Origin of the sequence: Saccharicrinis aurantiacus (assembly GCF_001660705.2) — a bacterium.
Taxonomy (GTDB): Bacteria; Bacteroidota; Bacteroidia; order Bacteroidales; family Marinilabiliaceae; genus Saccharicrinis; species Saccharicrinis aurantiacus.
Genome location: NZ_LYBV02000052.1, coordinates 1 through 17,404 on the forward strand (window position 1 = coordinate 1; position 17,404 = coordinate 17,404).

The 17,404-nt window shown below is 34.4% G+C and carries 23 protein-coding genes; 22 read left to right on the plus strand and 1 reads right to left on the minus strand.

The window, feature by feature from the left end:
• Positions 1-761: 761 nt before the first annotated feature.
• The 13 genes from A8B35_RS22205 to A8B35_RS22265 all read left to right on the plus strand — a co-directional run bounded on the left by A8B35_RS22205 (position 762) and on the right by A8B35_RS22265 (position 11,483).
• Complete coding sequence (locus tag A8B35_RS22205) at positions 762-1,232, plus strand: hypothetical protein (protein WP_068475700.1); 471 nt, start codon at positions 762-764, stop codon at positions 1,230-1,232.
• A 199-nt stretch (positions 1,233-1,431) separates the two neighbouring features.
• The gene (locus A8B35_RS22210) at positions 1,432-1,932 is read left to right on the plus strand and encodes a hypothetical protein (RefSeq protein ID WP_068475703.1); all 501 of its coding nucleotides are present in this window, start codon (positions 1,432-1,434) and stop codon (positions 1,930-1,932) included.
• An 825-nt stretch (positions 1,933-2,757) separates the two neighbouring features.
• Entirely contained in the window at positions 2,758-3,696 is a 939-nt protein-coding gene (locus tag A8B35_RS22215) for an SDR family NAD(P)-dependent oxidoreductase (protein ID WP_068475705.1), read from the plus strand.
• A 111-nt stretch (positions 3,697-3,807) separates the two neighbouring features.
• Positions 3,808-4,767 carry an alpha/beta hydrolase gene (locus tag A8B35_RS22220; protein WP_068475706.1) on the plus strand — a complete coding sequence of 320 codons (960 nt, stop codon included), beginning with the start codon at positions 3,808-3,810 and terminating at the stop codon, positions 4,765-4,767.
• Between the two features lie 94 nt (positions 4,768-4,861).
• Positions 4,862-5,323 carry an SRPBCC family protein gene (locus A8B35_RS22225; RefSeq protein ID WP_068475708.1) on the plus strand — a complete coding sequence of 154 codons (462 nt, stop codon included), beginning with the start codon at positions 4,862-4,864 and terminating at the stop codon, positions 5,321-5,323.
• Entirely contained in the window at positions 5,323-6,171 is an 849-nt protein-coding gene (locus A8B35_RS22230) for an SDR family oxidoreductase (protein ID WP_068475710.1), read from the plus strand. Before A8B35_RS22225 ends, A8B35_RS22230 begins: the two co-directional genes overlap by 1 nt.
• Before the next feature lie 12 nt (positions 6,172-6,183).
• A complete protein-coding gene (locus tag A8B35_RS22235; protein WP_083634682.1) occupies positions 6,184-6,675 on the plus strand; it encodes a nuclear transport factor 2 family protein in 492 nt (163 codons plus the stop codon).
• A gap of 65 nt (positions 6,676-6,740) precedes the next feature.
• Complete coding sequence (locus tag A8B35_RS22240; RefSeq protein WP_083634685.1) at positions 6,741-7,697, plus strand: alpha/beta hydrolase; 957 nt, start codon at positions 6,741-6,743, stop codon at positions 7,695-7,697.
• Positions 7,698-7,780: 83 nt separating this feature from the next.
• A complete protein-coding gene (locus tag A8B35_RS22245; protein WP_139314990.1) occupies positions 7,781-8,203 on the plus strand; it encodes a hypothetical protein in 423 nt (140 codons plus the stop codon).
• Between the two features lies 1 nt (position 8,204).
• A complete protein-coding gene (locus A8B35_RS22250; protein ID WP_075604078.1) occupies positions 8,205-8,672 on the plus strand; it encodes a flavodoxin in 468 nt (155 codons plus the stop codon).
• Positions 8,673-8,765: 93 nt separating this feature from the next.
• Positions 8,766-9,872 carry an MBL fold metallo-hydrolase gene (locus A8B35_RS22255; protein ID WP_222844207.1) on the plus strand — a complete coding sequence of 369 codons (1,107 nt, stop codon included), beginning with the start codon at positions 8,766-8,768 and terminating at the stop codon, positions 9,870-9,872.
• Positions 9,873-9,908: 36 nt separating this feature from the next.
• A complete protein-coding gene (locus A8B35_RS22260; RefSeq protein WP_068475717.1) occupies positions 9,909-10,820 on the plus strand; it encodes a helix-turn-helix domain-containing protein in 912 nt (303 codons plus the stop codon).
• A 6-nt stretch (positions 10,821-10,826) separates the two neighbouring features.
• Positions 10,827-11,483: an NAD-dependent epimerase/dehydratase family protein gene (locus tag A8B35_RS22265; protein ID WP_068475719.1), complete on the plus strand. Its 657-nt coding sequence runs from the start codon at positions 10,827-10,829 to the stop codon at positions 11,481-11,483.
• A gap of 51 nt (positions 11,484-11,534) precedes the next feature.
• Here the strand turns inward: A8B35_RS22265 and A8B35_RS22270 are convergent, their stop codons facing one another.
• Complete coding sequence (locus A8B35_RS22270) at positions 11,535-11,891, minus strand: putative peptidoglycan-binding domain-containing protein (RefSeq protein WP_068475721.1); 357 nt, start codon at positions 11,889-11,891, stop codon at positions 11,535-11,537.
• Positions 11,892-11,921: 30 nt separating this feature from the next.
• Here A8B35_RS22270 and A8B35_RS22275 point away from each other — a divergent pair, with 30 nt between their 5' ends.
• From A8B35_RS22275 to A8B35_RS22315, 9 genes are all read left to right on the plus strand, one after another.
• Entirely contained in the window at positions 11,922-12,497 is a 576-nt protein-coding gene (locus tag A8B35_RS22275; RefSeq protein WP_068475723.1) for a TetR/AcrR family transcriptional regulator, read from the plus strand.
• A 150-nt stretch (positions 12,498-12,647) separates the two neighbouring features.
• The gene (locus tag A8B35_RS22280) at positions 12,648-12,923 is read left to right on the plus strand and encodes a hypothetical protein (protein ID WP_068475725.1); all 276 of its coding nucleotides are present in this window, start codon (positions 12,648-12,650) and stop codon (positions 12,921-12,923) included.
• 50 nt (positions 12,924-12,973) lie between these two features.
• A complete protein-coding gene (locus A8B35_RS22285) occupies positions 12,974-13,537 on the plus strand; it encodes a peroxiredoxin family protein (RefSeq protein WP_068475727.1) in 564 nt (187 codons plus the stop codon).
• Positions 13,538-13,554: 17 nt separating this feature from the next.
• The gene (locus tag A8B35_RS22290) at positions 13,555-14,034 is read left to right on the plus strand and encodes a flavodoxin family protein (RefSeq protein WP_068475729.1); all 480 of its coding nucleotides are present in this window, start codon (positions 13,555-13,557) and stop codon (positions 14,032-14,034) included.
• Positions 14,035-14,149: 115 nt separating this feature from the next.
• Positions 14,150-14,716: a carboxymuconolactone decarboxylase family protein gene (locus A8B35_RS22295; RefSeq protein WP_068475731.1), complete on the plus strand. Its 567-nt coding sequence runs from the start codon at positions 14,150-14,152 to the stop codon at positions 14,714-14,716.
• Between the two features lie 17 nt (positions 14,717-14,733).
• Entirely contained in the window at positions 14,734-15,468 is a 735-nt protein-coding gene (locus tag A8B35_RS22300) for an SDR family oxidoreductase (protein WP_068475790.1), read from the plus strand.
• Positions 15,469-15,537: 69 nt separating this feature from the next.
• The gene (locus tag A8B35_RS22305) at positions 15,538-16,224 is read left to right on the plus strand and encodes a hypothetical protein (RefSeq protein WP_068475733.1); all 687 of its coding nucleotides are present in this window, start codon (positions 15,538-15,540) and stop codon (positions 16,222-16,224) included.
• Between the two features lie 112 nt (positions 16,225-16,336).
• Positions 16,337-16,747 (plus strand): hypothetical protein, encoded by a 411-nt coding sequence (locus tag A8B35_RS22310; protein ID WP_068475735.1) that lies wholly within the window; start codon positions 16,337-16,339, stop codon positions 16,745-16,747.
• Positions 16,744-17,400 (plus strand): haloacid dehalogenase type II, encoded by a 657-nt coding sequence (locus tag A8B35_RS22315; RefSeq protein ID WP_068475737.1) that lies wholly within the window; start codon positions 16,744-16,746, stop codon positions 17,398-17,400. The genes A8B35_RS22310 and A8B35_RS22315 overlap by 4 nt, the downstream gene beginning before the upstream one ends.
• Positions 17,401-17,404: the final 4 nt, after the last annotated feature.

Consider the following 17,404-nt stretch of genomic DNA (forward strand, 5'->3'; position numbering starts at 1 on the left):
GGCTTCATTATGTAAAATGTAAATCTACAACACGTACTTTACAGCTTTTAAGTCAGGAAAATAATAGAAATAAAACGTTAAGAATTTGACCTTTCAGACTGCAAATATGGAATCCCATAAACTTCAGAATGACCAATGAAATTCGCTTATTTTAAGATTTAAAATTTGGTGTTTTTTGTATTGAGCTTCATTATGAAAAAACGTAAATCTACAATACGTACTTTACAGCTTTCAAAGCTGGAAAATAATTGAGATAAAACGTTAAAAATTAGATTTTTCAGCTTGCAAATATGGAATCCTATAAAATTACAGAATGACTATTGAAATTTAAAACTTGGTGCTTTTCGTGCTAGACTTTCATGACTTCTCTTTTTGAACGTGATTTAAATATTTACATCTTGGTTATTTTGACTGACAAATCTGGACTGACTTATGGGGACTTGAATTCGCTTTATTTCGTTTGGAATTAGCTTTGAATAGAGAATTTGACTTTATCTCAGTCAGACCAAATATTGCCACTCATAAGGAATTAAAGTTGGAAGGACTTAAAAATGAGGTTCAGAAAAAGAAATAACGAAAGCCCAACACTACGTAAAAAGCATTGTGCGTCATTAGGTTTTTGAAGTTCAAAGTATTTTGTTAAGTTTGGTTCGGCTTAGGAAATTAGGTTGTAATTATTTTGCACAACGCTTCTTACGCTAAACGTTACCAACTATTAAAATACAGCTCGCTCAAAAATAAATACAGAAAACAGTAATGACATGAATCTGAATCAAATCAAGAATATCTGTTTAATATTGTTTTTACTAACTCTGACAACCAGTTTTAAAAAAGCAGAAGAGAAAAAGGACACTTTATCCCATATTGTAATAGGACATAAGTGCTTATTCGACGGAACAATCACAGAGAGGTTTGAAATAAACTATCAAAAAAATAATTTGTACCGTTTGACAATTCACGCAAATTATTTACACATAAAAGGAGAAAAGTACAGATATAAGATAAAGACTTCTAAAAATGAGTGGCTTCAATTAAATAGACTAACTAGGGAATTGATTTCAGTTTGTAAGGAAGATACAATTCAGGAAGAAAAAGATACTTATTTTATTTCAACGTATACAGGCGGACAATTAGGAACAAAACTCAATTATTCAGACAGTAATGTACCAAAGGAATTAAAGGAAATTCTAAAGTTTATTAGAGAAGGAATAACAGTTGGTAACAAAAAATAAAGGTCATAGGCTGTGAGTATAGTTTTGGAATTTTTGTTTGTTTAATAAAATCGCCGAAACTTTTGTTTCGGCTAGTGAAAAGTATAAATTTATATCCTAAACAAAATTTCGGCTCTGCTGGGTTTTGGTTGTTTTGTTTTTTCAAATTCAGCCTACATCCTTTATTCGAGCCGTTAGCGTTTATTATAAAGAACCACATATGAGAAAAGAATATATCCTTTTAATAATTTTAACTTTACCTTTCTCTGCTAATTCTCAAAACTGTGATTTAGAAGAGTACAATTATCCATACAATCAATCAGACACTTTGATTATTGAAAATGGATTCGAAAAAGTAGAAGCCGATTTACTTATTAAGAACATGGTTCGATACAGAGAAAGCGGTTTATTTTTGCACTCATATTCTAAATACCAAGACAAAGAATTACTTTGCTTAATAATGGACGAAGGAGAAAGTGTTTCCCTTATGCTTTACGTAATAAAATCTTGTAAAGTACTAGACTCAAAAGCTCTATATTCAATATCGGAATGGGAGCATGGAATTCGAAAAGGAAAGGCTTATGTAAATCAAAATAGAATCGTTTGTTCTTTATATTTAGCATCACGGGACTGGGGAGACTATACAAAATGGAAATATGGAACTGAACATGCTGAATATCTAATTAATGCAGAAGGAAAGATAATAAATAACAAACGCTAACAATAAATAAAAGGCATAGGCTGTCAGCATAAATTTGCGAGTTTAGCTCTTTGAATAAGTTCGCCGAAGCTTTTGCTTCGGCTAGTTAAAAGAATAAATTTACAACCAAAACAAAAGCTTCGGCTCAGTGGTATTTTGGGAGTTTAGTTTTTCAAATCAGCCTACGACCTCTTATTCGAACCGTTGTTGTTTTTATATTTGGGGTGTAATAGATTGATAAATAACTTATTGTGTGAACGCTCATTAAGTAGAGGACATACAGATTGCCATACAAATGATTAAAGAAAACCTATATAATATGCTAGAAAATGTGTTAATAACTTTGAGTTTTTTTTATATAAATTTTATATCTCCTGTTTTTTTATTTCCTCCCACGAAAATGTATAAGTCTTAACGAAAAAGATTAATCTATAAGCATCCTCCTTAAAGTCTGGCAATTGCTTCAATTGTCATTTTTCCCATAATACTGTCCATATTTAAGTCTCCATCAAAGAATTGGTTTAACTCTTGCTACACATACACCGTTATTAACGTATAAATCAAAAATGATTTTTTATAAGGAACCATAAGATTTCATCAATTTTAAACCTTATGTAAAAGGCCTGCTCATAAAAATCCTTTACAAGCTGTTTCAATTGAGGAACATTAATCTTAAAGTTCCAAGGTATTTTTCCATAGGTTTCTTTGTAGGCATCAATGTTTTGCCATCCTTTCCAATAATAGAAAACTTATCTTCCCTAAAAAGTATACGTACTTCCCTAATTTATATACATACGAAAAAGCCGCTATACCGAAATTTGCATTGTAATCTTAAAACGAAGAATCATGGCAAATTCAAGACTTGGTATACTATTAAACCTATTTCTCCCACAGCGAAGAAATCCAAATCCCAAATATGCAATCCCCGAAAAGGATAAAAATCTAGAGGATAAAACTATAGTTTTTACCGGGGGAACTGACGGCATGGGACGTGTGGCAGTAGAGATGCTTTACAATATGGGAGCTCATGTTGTAGTGCTTGGGCGTAATAAAGCAAAAACAGAAAATGTAATTAGTGAAATCAGCAAAACCGAAGGTACTGGTTCACTGAGTCTACAAATTTGCGATTTGGCTTCTATGGATAGCGTTAAAAGATGTGCCGATAGAATCTTAGCTGAGTATAGCAGAATTGATGTATTAATTAATAATGCCGGCATCAATATAACTAAACCAACATTTACATCTGATGGTTTTGAGACCAACTGGTCAATCAATTATTTAGGGTCTTATCTATTAACCAATCTTTTACTTCCAAGAATTCAACAGTCATCACCATCGCGTATTGTGAATCTTACCACCAATACTGCTTTTATTGACCAGATTAATTTTAATGATATTGAATCAAAACCAAATTTTGATACTTCAGATACATATACACAAGCAAAACTATCGATGAACATGTTCTCTATCGATTTGGCTAAAAAGCTTGCAGGAAAAGGAGTAACAGTAAATTACTTGTATCCTGGATATATAAAGTCGAACCTACTAAGCAACCTCGAAGGAACAGCGAAAATGATGCAGTTTTTTATGAATGTAATGGCATCACCTACAGAAGTTGGTGCAGACCGAATTGTTCGCTTGGCAATATCTAGTGAGTATGCTGACACAACAGGTGCTTATATATCTGAAGATAAAATTCAAGCTCCACACAAAGAAGCTCAAATTGAGTCGAAACGAAATCACTTGAAAAGGATAAGCGATAAGGCACTAAAACAGTGGTTGTAGGGTAGAATCAAAGTAATCCGGAAAAAGTATTCATCCTTCCTTAAAATATATACATACAAACCACTCAAATTCAGGAAATTTGCAGTGTAAGTAATTTCAAAATATAGCAAAGTGAAAAATCAAGAAGAAACATTAATAACAGAAAAGTACATTAGAAAGAATGTAAATTTTAAAAGTGTTGGTTCTACTATTGTTGGACATCTATATTTTCCAAAAGATACCGACTTTAGTAAAAAGTACCCCGCCATTGTAGCAGGTGGACCAATGGCTACCATTAAAGAGCAATCTCCTGGAGTATTTGCTAAAGCATTAGCCGAAAGAGGTTTTATTGCACTGGCTTTCGATTACAGAACATTTGGTGAAAGCGAAGGTGAACCAAGGCAGTATGAAGACCCGGCATCTAAAACAGAAGATATACAAAACGCCATTAGCTTTCTAGTTTCACATAAAAATGTCGATAGCAACCGTATTGGTGCTTTGGGAATCTGCAATAGCTCGTCATACATAGCCGATGCTTTACAAAGTGATATTCGCGTAAAGGCATTTGGTACTGTAAGTGGTCATTTCAGCTTACGTGAAGCTACCGTTACAAATCCCTTAGTACCTGAAGAAATGAGAAAAGCTATGTATGCTAAGTCAATTGAGTCAAGACAGCATTACTTTGAAACAGGAGTTGCCGAACCTGATGATATGCTTATGCCCGATATGAATGAAGCACCACCTGCTGAAGCTGGCGTTTTTATTTGTGAGCAGTACGATTACTACTTCCGAAGAAGAGAAGCTGAATGGCCAACATACACCAACCACCTTGTACCTTTCTCATTTGGACAAATTGCACGCTCACATGGCCTTGATTATGCTGGACAAATAGCTATTCCTTATTTAGGAGTTGTAGGAGAGAAAGCCTTTACTCGTGAATTTACAGAGCGTTTTATTAAAGCGAAAACGCAAGGTTCGGCTGAAATTAAAATTATTAAAGACGGTACTCATTTTAGTACTTATGACAGAACTGAATATGTAGCAGAAGGAGCGGATGCTTTAAGTGAATTCTTCAATAAACATTTAGTTTAAGTAATTCCGGAAAAAGTATTCACCCTTCCTTAAAATATATACATACAAACTACTCAAATTCAAGAAATTTGTAGTGTAATTAAAATAATAAAACATGGCAAAGTCAAAAGTAACATTCGAATTCTCTCATTTCTATCCAAGTTTTGAACCGCAAAAGTTTTGGGATTTTCATGTAGATCATGAGTGGTATACAAAGTCTGATATAATGATTGGCGAAATTTCATTGTTGAAAGAAGGTCAAGGTCACCCTTCTGGTTTGGGAGCACTGCGCAAACTAACCATCGGAAACATAAAGCTTGAGGAAGACATTGTTGGCTTTGATGCGCCTAATTATTTTAGTTATGCTGCTCGACCAGGTGGAATGCCGGTAAAAAACTATGTTGGAGAATTCTTTTTCACATCAAAAAACAATGGATTAGAATTAAGATATAAAGGAAGTTTCGACCCAAAACCCTTTGGAACAAACTGGCTCTTTAAATACATATTTAATTCGCGCATGCGAAAAATGGTTCCAATATGGGAGAAAGGTTATAAATCATATCATAATATAAAGTAATGAGTACAAACAGAAAAACAGTTTTAATAACAGGATGCAGCTCCGGATTTGGAAGATTAACTGCAAAACTATTTCAAAAACAAGGTTGGAACGTTGTTGCTACCGTTCTTCCGCACGAAGAGGAAACAGAACTTAACCAATTTAGCAACCTATTGGTTACCAAGCTTGATGTTACAAATCAGCAAAGTATTTCTGAAACGGTATCCGCTGCAGTAGAAAAATTTGGAAGTATCAATGTCTTAGTCAATAATGCAGGTATTGCCGGTTTTGGTGTTTTCGAACAATGGGAAGAAAAAGATATTAATGCTCAGTTTGAGGTAAATGTTATGGGAACAATGAGGGTGACCAAAGAAGTGCTTCCTTATATGCGAAAGCAAGGAGAAGGAGTAATCATCAACCTTTCTTCTTTGGCTGGTCTTTTTGGCTCTCCTTTTTCCTCGGTATATAGCGCTGCTAAATATGCTATAGAAGGTTTTACCGATTCATTGGCAATGGAATATGCTCCATTTAATATAAAAGTTAAGTGTATTGCCCCGGGTTCTTACAACACCAATCTGGTTAGTTCTATCAACCTCAAAAATCTTGAGAATGGAGATGAGCAAATACGCAAGTATAGCCTAAAAATGAGTGAGAAGATGAATGAAAATATCGAAAATCTGCGCTCACAAGGAAATGGAGAATCAGATCCTCAAGAGGTGGCTAATAAGATCTATTTATGCGCAACTGAAGAAACTCCTGTACACAATGTATCGGGAGACGATGCCGAAGCGATGAGAAACATGTTAAAAACAATGCCTGAAAACGAATTCATGAAAATGATATCAGACATGATAGTTCCTGAAATTTAAGAACATCAACAAATGAAATCAATATTAAATCTTGCGAGCTTAATGCTCCTTTTATTAACAGTAAGTCCATCATGGGCACAAAACGAAAACAAAATGGAAAATTCACAAAATCAATTAAACGAGAATAAAGCAGTTGTAAAAGCAGTATTTCAAGCTATTACTGATGGTAACTGGAGTTATGTAACAGAAACATTTGCAGATGATGCAAAGATTTGGGTGGCTGGCGATATGCCTATTTCTGGGAATCACACCAAAGATTTTGTACGAGGTTTAGAAGCAGGAAACCCAGCCATGTTCCCAAATGGAATGTCGCTTACTCCAACGGCTATGACTGCCGAGGGTGATCGTGTTGCTGTTGAAGCTGAAACATTTGGTAAGCATGTAAGCGGTAAAACATATAACAACTTCTTTCATTTTATGTTAGTTATACGTGATGGTAAAATACATGAATGGAAAGAGTATATGGATACTAAACATGCTAGCTTTACATTCTTTGGAGAATAAAACAAATTAATCATCAGGTAGCTATACACTTTGTGTGATAGTTACCTGATACAAAACTATTTTCAATGAAAAAGCCTACAAGAAAAATGTATGAACCTCAGCTGCAACAATTTTATTATCCCATGCGATTATTTGCTCGATTTGCCCGTCGTAAATGGGCTGTCAAACTTCTGAATAGTATGGAAAAGCGAGCTAAAGGTAAAGATGTGGATGGTCTGGATTGTGTGCAACGTTATATTCCAAGCAAAAATGGCGGGCCAGATATTCGAGTGCGAGTGTATCGTCCAATAAATAACAATGAAACATTACCTTGCATGGTTCATTTTCATGGTGGTGGTTATATGATGAGTTCTCCCGAGGCTTTTTCTGGGTTTATCAAAAACATTATTGATACTCGCACCTGTGTGGTTATAACGCCAGACTATCGCTTATCGGTTGACAATCCTTTTCCTGATGGTTTTAATGACTGTTACGATACAGTTTTGTGGGCAAAAGAAAATGCTAATGAATTGAAAATAGATGCTTCAAAATTTATACTAGCCGGACATAGCGCTGGTGGCGGTTTAACTGCAGCAGTTACATTAAAAGCCCGAGATACAAAGGATTTTAATATTGCATTTCAAATGCCTATCTACCCAATGATAGATCACAGGCAGCAAACTGAATCGGCAAAAACGATGACTACGGCACCTGTTTGGGATACAAAAACCAATAAGTTCGCTTGGGAACTATATCTCAGAAATATAAAAGGCGAAGTTCCAAGTTATGCATCTCCCTCCTTAAATACAGACTTCAAAAATATGCCGCCTACAATAAGCTTTGTTGGCGATTTAGAACCCTTTAAAGATGAGACCTTGAATTATGTAGAAGCATTGAAAAAAGAAAGGATTCCTGTAAACTTTAAACTCTTTAAGGGAGCGTTTCATGGCTTTGAGGTACTTCATAAATATGCCAATGTTTCTGATGAAGCCAACCGTTTTCAGATTCAAGCTTTTGCTGAATACTATGATGCCTACTTTTAATTTTATTCTTCTATTAAAAATATGAAAAGCAGAAAATTAGACAGTTTATAAAATATGAAAAGTACACTTATAAAATGAAGAAAATGGTTTTAATAATATTAGGTATTACATTAATAGTTATAGCAATAGTAACATGGAGACGTAATGTAACAGTTATTGATAATGGTGTAATTATGACTAATAAAAGTTGTAAAGAACTTACACCTTATCAAGGACAGAAAAAAGTAACAGGAAACTCATACCATCCTTATCTGATGCGTACAAATATTGATGATGCTATAAACAGCTCTTTAGAAAAAGCAGGGCCAGGATATGATATGCTCATAAATGCTACATTAAAAGTAAACTATTATTATATGATTGTTTACTTTTCAAATTATATTACGGTGGAAGGCACTGCTGTTAATTCTGCTGAGCTGAAAGCTGAAATGGGTGAACAAGAATACTTTAAATGGCTTTCTAGTAAAGATATCCTCCAACGAAACAATCTTAATAAGGATGATTAGTATGTCAAAATCGTTGGTAATATACTACTCATTGCAAGGCCATACTAAACGTGTAGCAGAAATGATTTCAAGTAAAACAAGTGCAGATGTTTTCAGGATTGAATTGGAAGAAGATTACAATTTAGGAACTGTGTTGGATGTTAGTAAACAACACATTAAGAACCAATACAAGCCTATTTTAAAATCATCCAACTTAAATTTTGATGACTACGACCATATAATAATAGGAACGCCAGTGTGGTGGTATACATATGTAGCGCCTATTCGTTCATTTCTACAAAACCATAGTTTAAAAGGAAAAACAGTACGTTTCTTTAGTACTCATGCCGGAGCAAATGGCAGCACATTTACTGACCTTGAAGAATTGACTATAGGTGCTAAGATCCGTGAACCAAGAGGCTTTTATACATATGAAAATTTTAGTTGGGACACCATTGAAAACGAGGTAAACAATTGGCTTGATGAATAACTAATCGGGAAAATGTATTCATCTTTTACTAAAATGTATACATATTAAGCATCAATATTATAGTACTTTGTGGTATAAATAAATTCTATCAAAATGAATATAAAAAAAACGATGGTAATAGCTTTTTTAATAATAGCCACAATAGTATTAGGTGTAGCAATATTTATGCGCACTCCTCGGTTTGGGAAACACCCTTCTGGTGCACGTCTTGCCCTTATAGAGCAATCTCCGAACTACGAAAACGGTCAATTTAAAAACCTAACCCCCACACCAATGCTTGCAGAGGGGGTAAATTATTGGACTGTTTTAAAAGAGTTTCTATTTTCGGGCACTCCTAAAGAACCACAACATATTCCAACAAAGAAAACGGATTTAAAATCACTAAATCCTTCCGAAAATGTAACCGTATGGATGGGACATTCATCGTACTTTATGCAATTGGATGGTAAAAAGATACTGGTTGATCCTGTAATGAGTGGCAATGCATCGCCGGTTTCGTTTACTACAAAAGCTTACAAAGGCAGCGATGTGTATACAACAGATGATATACCTGAGATTGATTATCTTTTTATAACTCACGACCATTGGGATCATTTGGATTACAAGACCATTCTTGAATTAAAACCTAAAATTAAAACGGTTATTTGTGGACTTGGTGTTGGTGCACACTTCGAACATTGGGGTTTTGAACCTTCTATTATTAAGGAGGGTGATTGGTATGAATCGGTTCCACTAGCTGAAGGTTTTGTTGCGCATATTACTCCAACACGTCATTTTTCAGGACGAGGTTTTAAACGCAACCAAACATTGTGGGCTTCATTTGCATTCTTTACGCCATCATCTAAAATATTTATTGGTGGCGACGGAGGTTATGACGAGCATTTTGCAAATATTGGAGAAAAGTATGGGCCATTTGATGTAGCAATTCTTGAAAATGGGCAATATGATAGTAAATGGAAATACATACACATGATTCCCAACGAACCAATACAGGCAAGCGCAGACTTAAAAGCAAAAGCTCTTCTACCTGTTCATTCTGGAAAATTTACCTTAGCGAATCACGATTGGGACGAACCTCTAACAAAAATAACTTCAGGTTCAAACTCAAACCTACGTATTATCACACCTATGATAGGCGAGCAAGTAAACTTAAACGACACAACGCAGCTGTATACACAATGGTGGAAAGATGTAAAATAAGTCTTAATTTTATTAACCACGGATCAATAGCAAATTATGAAAGATATAATCAACATTAATAAAATTTCGGAAGTACATAAGGTGTTAGATCTTCAAAGTCCGACACACCCACTCATTTCCGTTTTTTCAACAAAAGACAATCCTAACTTCATAGTTCACAAAGGTAAATACAGAATAAACCTGTATATGATTAGTCTAAAAACCACCAATAATTGCGAAATGGTATACGGACGCAATTCGTATGATTTCCAAGAAGGATCAATGCTATATACCTCACCAGGGCAAGTTATTTCATTCGAAGCTGATCAGGAAAACTCAGTACTGACTGATGAAGGTTGGACTATCGTTTTTCATCCAGACTTAATAAGAAATGCTACGCTGGCAAATACAATTTCAGAATATTCATTTTTCGATTATGAGGTGAATGAAGCCTTACATGTATCTGAAAAGGAAAAGCAGATTCTGCTTGATATTGTGAATAATATAAAAAGGGAAATTAGCGACAATATTGATAAGCACTCCCAAGAAATAATCAATATTAACCTGGAGAGCTTATTAAAATACAGTAACCGCTATTATGATCGTCAGTTTTACACCCGTACCAACCTAAATAAAGGTTACCTGATTCGGTTTGAAAAGTACTTGAAAGAATATTTTACTTCGGAACAAATTGTAAACAAAGGACTACCTACAGTGCAGCAATGTGGTGAAGCGCTTAATATGTCGGGTTACTATTTGAGCGACTTGTTGAAACTGGAAACTGGAAAAAGTACCAAAGAACACATTACTTTATATATGATTGAGCAGGCTAAAACAAAGCTTTTGGGATCAAACTCATCTGTTAGTGAAATTGCCTTCGATTTTGGCTTTGAATATCCACAGCATTTCAGCAAACTGTTTAAATCAAAAACAGGATACAGTCCGTCGGAATATAGAACTTTAAACTAAAAACACATGAAAGCAATAATAACAGGATCAACAGGAATGTTAGGTAAAGGGGTTTTACTGGAGTGCATTGATGACCCTACAGTAGAACAAATATTACTTATTAATAGAAAATCCCTAGGCATATCACACCCTAAAGTAAAGGAAATTGCACATGCTGATTTCACAGATTTTAGCACAATAAAAAAACAATTTGAAGGCTACGACGCCTGTTTTCATTGCATGGGAGTGTCAAGTGCCAGTATGAGTGAAGAAGAATTTACTGAAATTACATACACCATATCAAAAGCTTTGGCTACCACTTTATATAGCATAAATCCTAATATGGTTTTTAATTATATATCGGGTTCGGGCACTGATAGTGAAGAAAAAAGCAGCACAATGTGGGCACGTGTAAAAGGTAAAACTGAGAATATGATTTTGAATATGGGATTTAAAGATGCCTATATGTTTCGCCCTGGTGCAATTATACCAGAACGAGGCACAAAATCGAAGACAAAACTGTACAATACCCTATATGTGCTTACCCGTCCATTATTCCCATTAATGAAACGAATGAAATCGGTAACTACTACTGTTAAAATCGGAAGGGCAATGATTAATTTATACCATCAGCCACAATCGTTAAAACATTTAGAGGGGGCAGATATTAACAAGGTTGCATAAATACAGTAAAATCTTGTTGGGCTGAATATCGGGAAAGGCTTTTTAGGATATTTATTTCTCAAACTCTATCTTTCCAATCCGTTTCAACCAACCTTCCAGAAACAAATGGTTTTTCCTTTTTTTAGAGATTTTATGGTAATAGCGAATTCTCGCCTTTTTAAGCTCCCAAAACAAATCTTTAGGTTCTTGAATATTGATAGCTGTTAAGGTGTTGAATCCAATAATACCATCTATCTTTAGGTCTTCATCAAAGAATTGGTTTAGGACACGCTGCACACCTTTTGCTCCCCAATGACCGCAAGGTCGTGAAAGTTCGAGTCTTTTCCAGGGCACACAAAAACTCCCGACTGATTCTTTTCGGTCGGGAGTTTTTTGTTTTACATAAATCTCTTGATTATATCTAATCAATTGCTTAGATTTGTATTATGATTTATTTTTATGGCTAGAACTAAAAAATACAAAGAGGACGAAGTAATTGAGAAAGCTATGAACCTTTTCTGGCGAAACGGTTTTGAAGCTACCTCTACCCGAATGCTTGAGAAAGAAATGGGTATCAATCAATTTTCAATTTATTCTAGCTTTGGTAATAAAGAAGGTGTGTTTTTAGAAAGCATGAAATGTTATAACCAAAAAATCAACACCATAGTTAAAAAGCTTGAAAACAGAGAAGGAGGAATAGAAAGTATTAAAGGCTACTTTTATGATTTCCTTGATTTTTCAAAAGAAAACAACATAGCTAAAGGCTGTTTATTGGCAAATACAATGACTGAATTAGGTGCGGATTCTGATTTAGTTATTAAGGCTAAGGTTCATAATTTTACTGCAAATTTACTGATTTTGTTTACTGAAAAACTATCTGTAAATACGAATTGTGACACCAATACGATTGCGAAGCAAGCTAATTACCTACTGGTTTCTATGATGGGATTGAGTCAGGTTTCTAAAGTTTTTGATAGATTACAAATTGATAATTACATTGAAACAACATTTGAAAATCTTAAACCAATGATGTGAACTAAATATCCAAGAAAGCGAACTTTTTGTCCATAACCAGATGAAAAATGCTACATATATTTGTATTGTAATTGAATAGGTCAAGAAATCACGACTTATTTTTTTGAGTTCAAACTAAGCGATAGATTAGTTTAATTTAATTTTATTAAAATGAGAAACATAGGCAGAAAAGAGGATTTTAGAGTTGACTACTCAAAGTTAGATTTGAACCAGAAGAGTGCTTTTGATTCTTATCAGAACAGAATTAAACAAACTAAAGGTGTTCCAACAAAAAGAGATGTTGAAACCTTTTTGAGTGCTGGATTTACTCGAAAACAAGCAGTCGGTGTGCTTAGTGAGCTGGGAAGTAAATTTATTATTACGCACATGGATTTTCCAATTCGGCTTAGGCTCATTCAGTCAATAATCATAAATAATATGCAGTAGCTATTTTTTTAATCAATAACTAAGCAAAAGCTTAGATAAAAATAAATACAATGAAAATTCAGGAAGGACAATATGCAAGAGACTTTACTGTAGTTGACATTGATGGTAAAGAAGTAAAGTTAAGTGACTTTAAAGGCAAGAAAATGATCTTAGGATTTTACAGAAACGTAAACTGCCCATTTTGTAACAGAAGGGTACATCAGCTAATGGGTATGAACTATAAATTAAAACAATCAGGTGTGCAGATGTTATTTTTCTTCGAGAGTTCTAACGAAAAAATATCATCAAGCGTTTTCCATCAAGGTGTTAATCCTTGGCCTGTAATTGGAGACCCCGAAAAGAATATATATAAGCTTTATGGTGTTGAAAATTCAGTGATTAAGCTGATGCGAACCTTTATTGCAACCGATGCTTTTAAAGCGAAAAAAGATGTTGCAGAACTTAATCTACCTGAAGATAAGGATGCTAGTCAAACACTTATTCCGGCAGACTTCTTTATCGATGAAAACTTTAAAGTTGTAATGGCAAAATATGGTAAGCATGTAGATGACCATGTGGGCATGGATGAGTTAAAAAAGTTTGCAGGAATTGAAAGTGTATTTGCTAAAGTATAATCAAAAAGTCTAAATATATGAAGATACTAATAATTTATCACACAAAAACCGGGCATACACAAGAGGCGATAACCCCTATGATAGAAGGTTTAAAAGCAAAAGGAACTAAAGTAGATGTTAGTTTGGCAAAAGATTTTAATGGCTCAATGTTATCAGACTATGATGCTTTAATAGTTGGGACTCCCTGTTGGGCTGGAAGTAGTGGGATTGCAGGTGTAGCTTCTCCAGTGATAAAGGCAATTAAGAGTATTCCTGAAAATGAGTTACAGGGAAAATTATGTGGTGGTGTTGCGGTTCATGCGAAGTATGGTGGTGAATCGACATTAAGACACTTAGAAAAGTTACTATCTCAAAAAGGTTGCGAAAGTTTATTAACTGCACCAGTTGTAAAGGCGGGTACGTTAATGAGCATCCTTAAAGGACCCTCTGTAACAAAAGAAGCGGAAGAGGAACTAAGAAAATTTGGAGAAGGTTTTGCTTCACAACTTTTGAACTAATAGTCCAAAAGAGTGAGCTTATTATCCTGTATTAAATATTTAGCTCAATATACTTTTGTAGTGTAAAAAATTTTAAACAGTAACTAAGCAGATGCTTTGTTTTAAAAAGAATAACATGAATAAATTTCAAATTCACACAATTGAGACTGCTCCGGCAGAAAGTAAAGAATCATTAGAACAATCGTTAAAATATTTTGGAATGATACCAAATTTGCATGGTGTTTTAGCTGAGTCTCCACAATTATTAGAAGCATATAAAAAACTTCATGATTGGTTTGCGAACTCATCATTTAATGCTGACGAATTAACTGTTGTTTGGCAAAGTATTAATGCAGAACACGAATGTCACTATTGTGTTCCTGCACATACCGGAATTGCTAAAATGATGAAAGTAGATGATGAAATAATTGAAGCCTTAAGGAATGAGACAGTTCTTCCTAGTGAAAAGCTTGAGGTACTTCGAGAAACAACCTTATCAATAGTTAGAAACAGAGGTAGGTTAGCTGATGAGCAAGCTCAACGTTTTTATGCTGTTGGATACGAAAACAGACATATGCTTGATATCATTCTTGGTTTATCTCAAAAAGTAATTAGCAACTATGTAAACCATCTTGCAGCTACTCCAGTTGATAAACCATTTGAAAAGTACAAATGGGAGAAAGTAACAGAATCAGTAATCTAATTTTTAAATTAAATATCATGAGTATTTCAATAAAAAACAGAGTTGCTCTTGTCACAGGAGCGAACAGAGGAATTGGTAAAGCAATTGTAGAAACATTTATTGCAGAAGGGGCAAAAAAAGTTTATTTAGCCGTACGCAATGTAGCGTCAACTAAAGAGTTGGAAGAAAAATATGGCGATAAAGTACAGACTGTTCAGCTAGATGTTAGCAATACGGAATCCGTTAATAAAGCAGCTGAATTAGCCCAGGATGTTGAAATTTTAGTCAACAATGCTGGTATAGGAACACCACATGGAACCCTAGGAGAAACTGCTGAAGCGGATTTTATGAATCAATTAAATATTAATGCATTTGGTTTAATACGAGTAGCTAATGCTTTTGCAGGCTCACTTGTGAAATCTAAAGGTGCGATTGTTCAGATGAATTCAGTTGCTTCTATTAAAAACTTCCCACCACTTTCTACTTACTCAGCTTCTAAAGCAGCAGCTTATTCTTTAACTCAAGGTTTAAGAGTGGAGTGTGGAGCTAAAGGTGTTCACGTATTAAGTGTTCACCCTGGTCCAATAGAAACAGAAATGGCAAAAACAGCTGGGTTTCCGGAAATGTCTCCAACTTCGGTTGTTTCAGAAGGGATTGTAAAAGCTTTGGCGAATGGAGAATTCCATTTATTTCCTGATGAAATGGCTAAAATGTTTGAAGGAGCCTACCAGAGTTTTTCTGAAAATATAGTAATGGCAGATATGCAAGGTTAAGGCATATAAATTATAGTGTAGGGGTTTGTTAAACAGAAACAAACTCTTACCTATACTAAATGTTGAATTATGAACAATTATAGGAAAATTGGAGCAATCGGCTTTATCATAGCTGGACTTTTAAACGTTTTCAGAATTTTTCCAATTCTGTTTACACCAGGTGTTACTCCCGAACAAATTCCACCACACACTTTGGTTGATACGGTAATAATTTCGCAAACTTCAGCGTATTTGATTTCGCATATTATGGCTCTATTTGCCACGCCATTAATTCTAATTGGTTTTTATTCTTTGTTTAAAGACATTAAACCCAGTGAAAATAGTAAAGCAGTACAAGTAGGACTATTGGGTTTGATAGGCTTGTTCATTGGACAACTATTTTATTCTATCGGTTTGTTGATTGATGGATTTACCTTACCCACACTCACAAGCGAATATATTGCATCTGGTGCAAATGAAACAAGCCCAATAGCAACCGTAATTAATGGCATTCACCATTTGGCTATGGGATTTGCTGGTCCTGGATTCTTTACACTAGTAATATCTACAGGTATTTTAGGGTATGCGTTGTTTAAGTCAGGTTTCAACAAACCCTTTGCAATCGGGGCTATTGTAATTGGTATATTAGGTATAGTTGGCTATAGTATTGGCATTTTGGATATTTTAATTGGGGGAAGCTTTGAACTTACCTATGGACTATTAACCATGATGTACATATTCTTTTTAAGTATTGGAATATATCAATTTAGAAGCTAAAAGTGTTATTAGTTTATTTGGACAAAAAATCCATTTCCTTGAACTTATACTCCACATTGCTTATCATGCTTAGGCCTATTTTTGTACTAGTAAAAATTTAAAAGACAAAAAAATGAAGAAGTCAGTAAAAATACTATCAGGAGTTTTAGGGTTTATAATGCTAGTGCCAGGCTTAGCTAAATTTAGAGAACCGTTTAAAACGTTTATTTATCAGCATCTTGAAATAATTGGATTCCCGTTTCCTGAAATTATGCAACATGCTGTTAAGTTTGGTGAAATTGGAATTGGTTTGACACTTCTTTTTTTAGCCTTTAAAAGCGAAAATCTTAATGAAGTATTAAGGAGAAGGGTTTTTATTTTAGCAAACCTTGCTGTTATTGTCACCATGATAGTTGGTATTTACACTCACCTTCACCCAGATGTGCCTGCCGAAATTTTACCTTTGGAATATAAGCCTCCTGTGATGGGCTTTTCGTACATTGCTTTAGCATTAACAAACTTGAATTTAAACAGAAAGAAATGAAGGCTGTATTCTTTGATATGAACGAAACCTTATTGAATTTAAGTGTATTAAAAAAACAATTCGATAAGCATTTTGAGGATAAGTATGTGTTAAAGTACTGGTTCACTAAGTTATTACACAACTCAACTGTAATGGGAATAGTTGGTGAATATAAAAACTTTGGTGAATTAGCGGAGGCTGCATTAGAAAACTTGTTTTATGAAAATTCTAAAGCTCTATCTCAAGAAACAAAATCAGAAATATTAGGTGCATTTAAGAAGTTACCTGCTTATGATGATGTTCGTCCGGCCTTAGAACTATTAAAAGAAAATGATGTAAGAGCTATTGCGGTTTCTAACTCATCATTAGCTATGATAGAAGAACAGCTTTCAAATGCGGGTATTATAGAATTATTTGATGCTTGGTATTCTGTAGATGCAGTTTCTCGTTACAAACCTTTCAATGACATATATCAATATGCAGCTCAACAAGCATCCCTACATGTTAGAGATATTGCAATGGTTGCAACGCATGATTGGGATTTATTTGGAGCTAAAAAAGCCGGATTAACTACAGCATATATCTCACGAAAAAAAGAATTATTTCACCCTTTGTATTCAAAGGCTGATTATTACGATTCAAACTTATCTGAACTATTATTACAAATTATTTAAACAA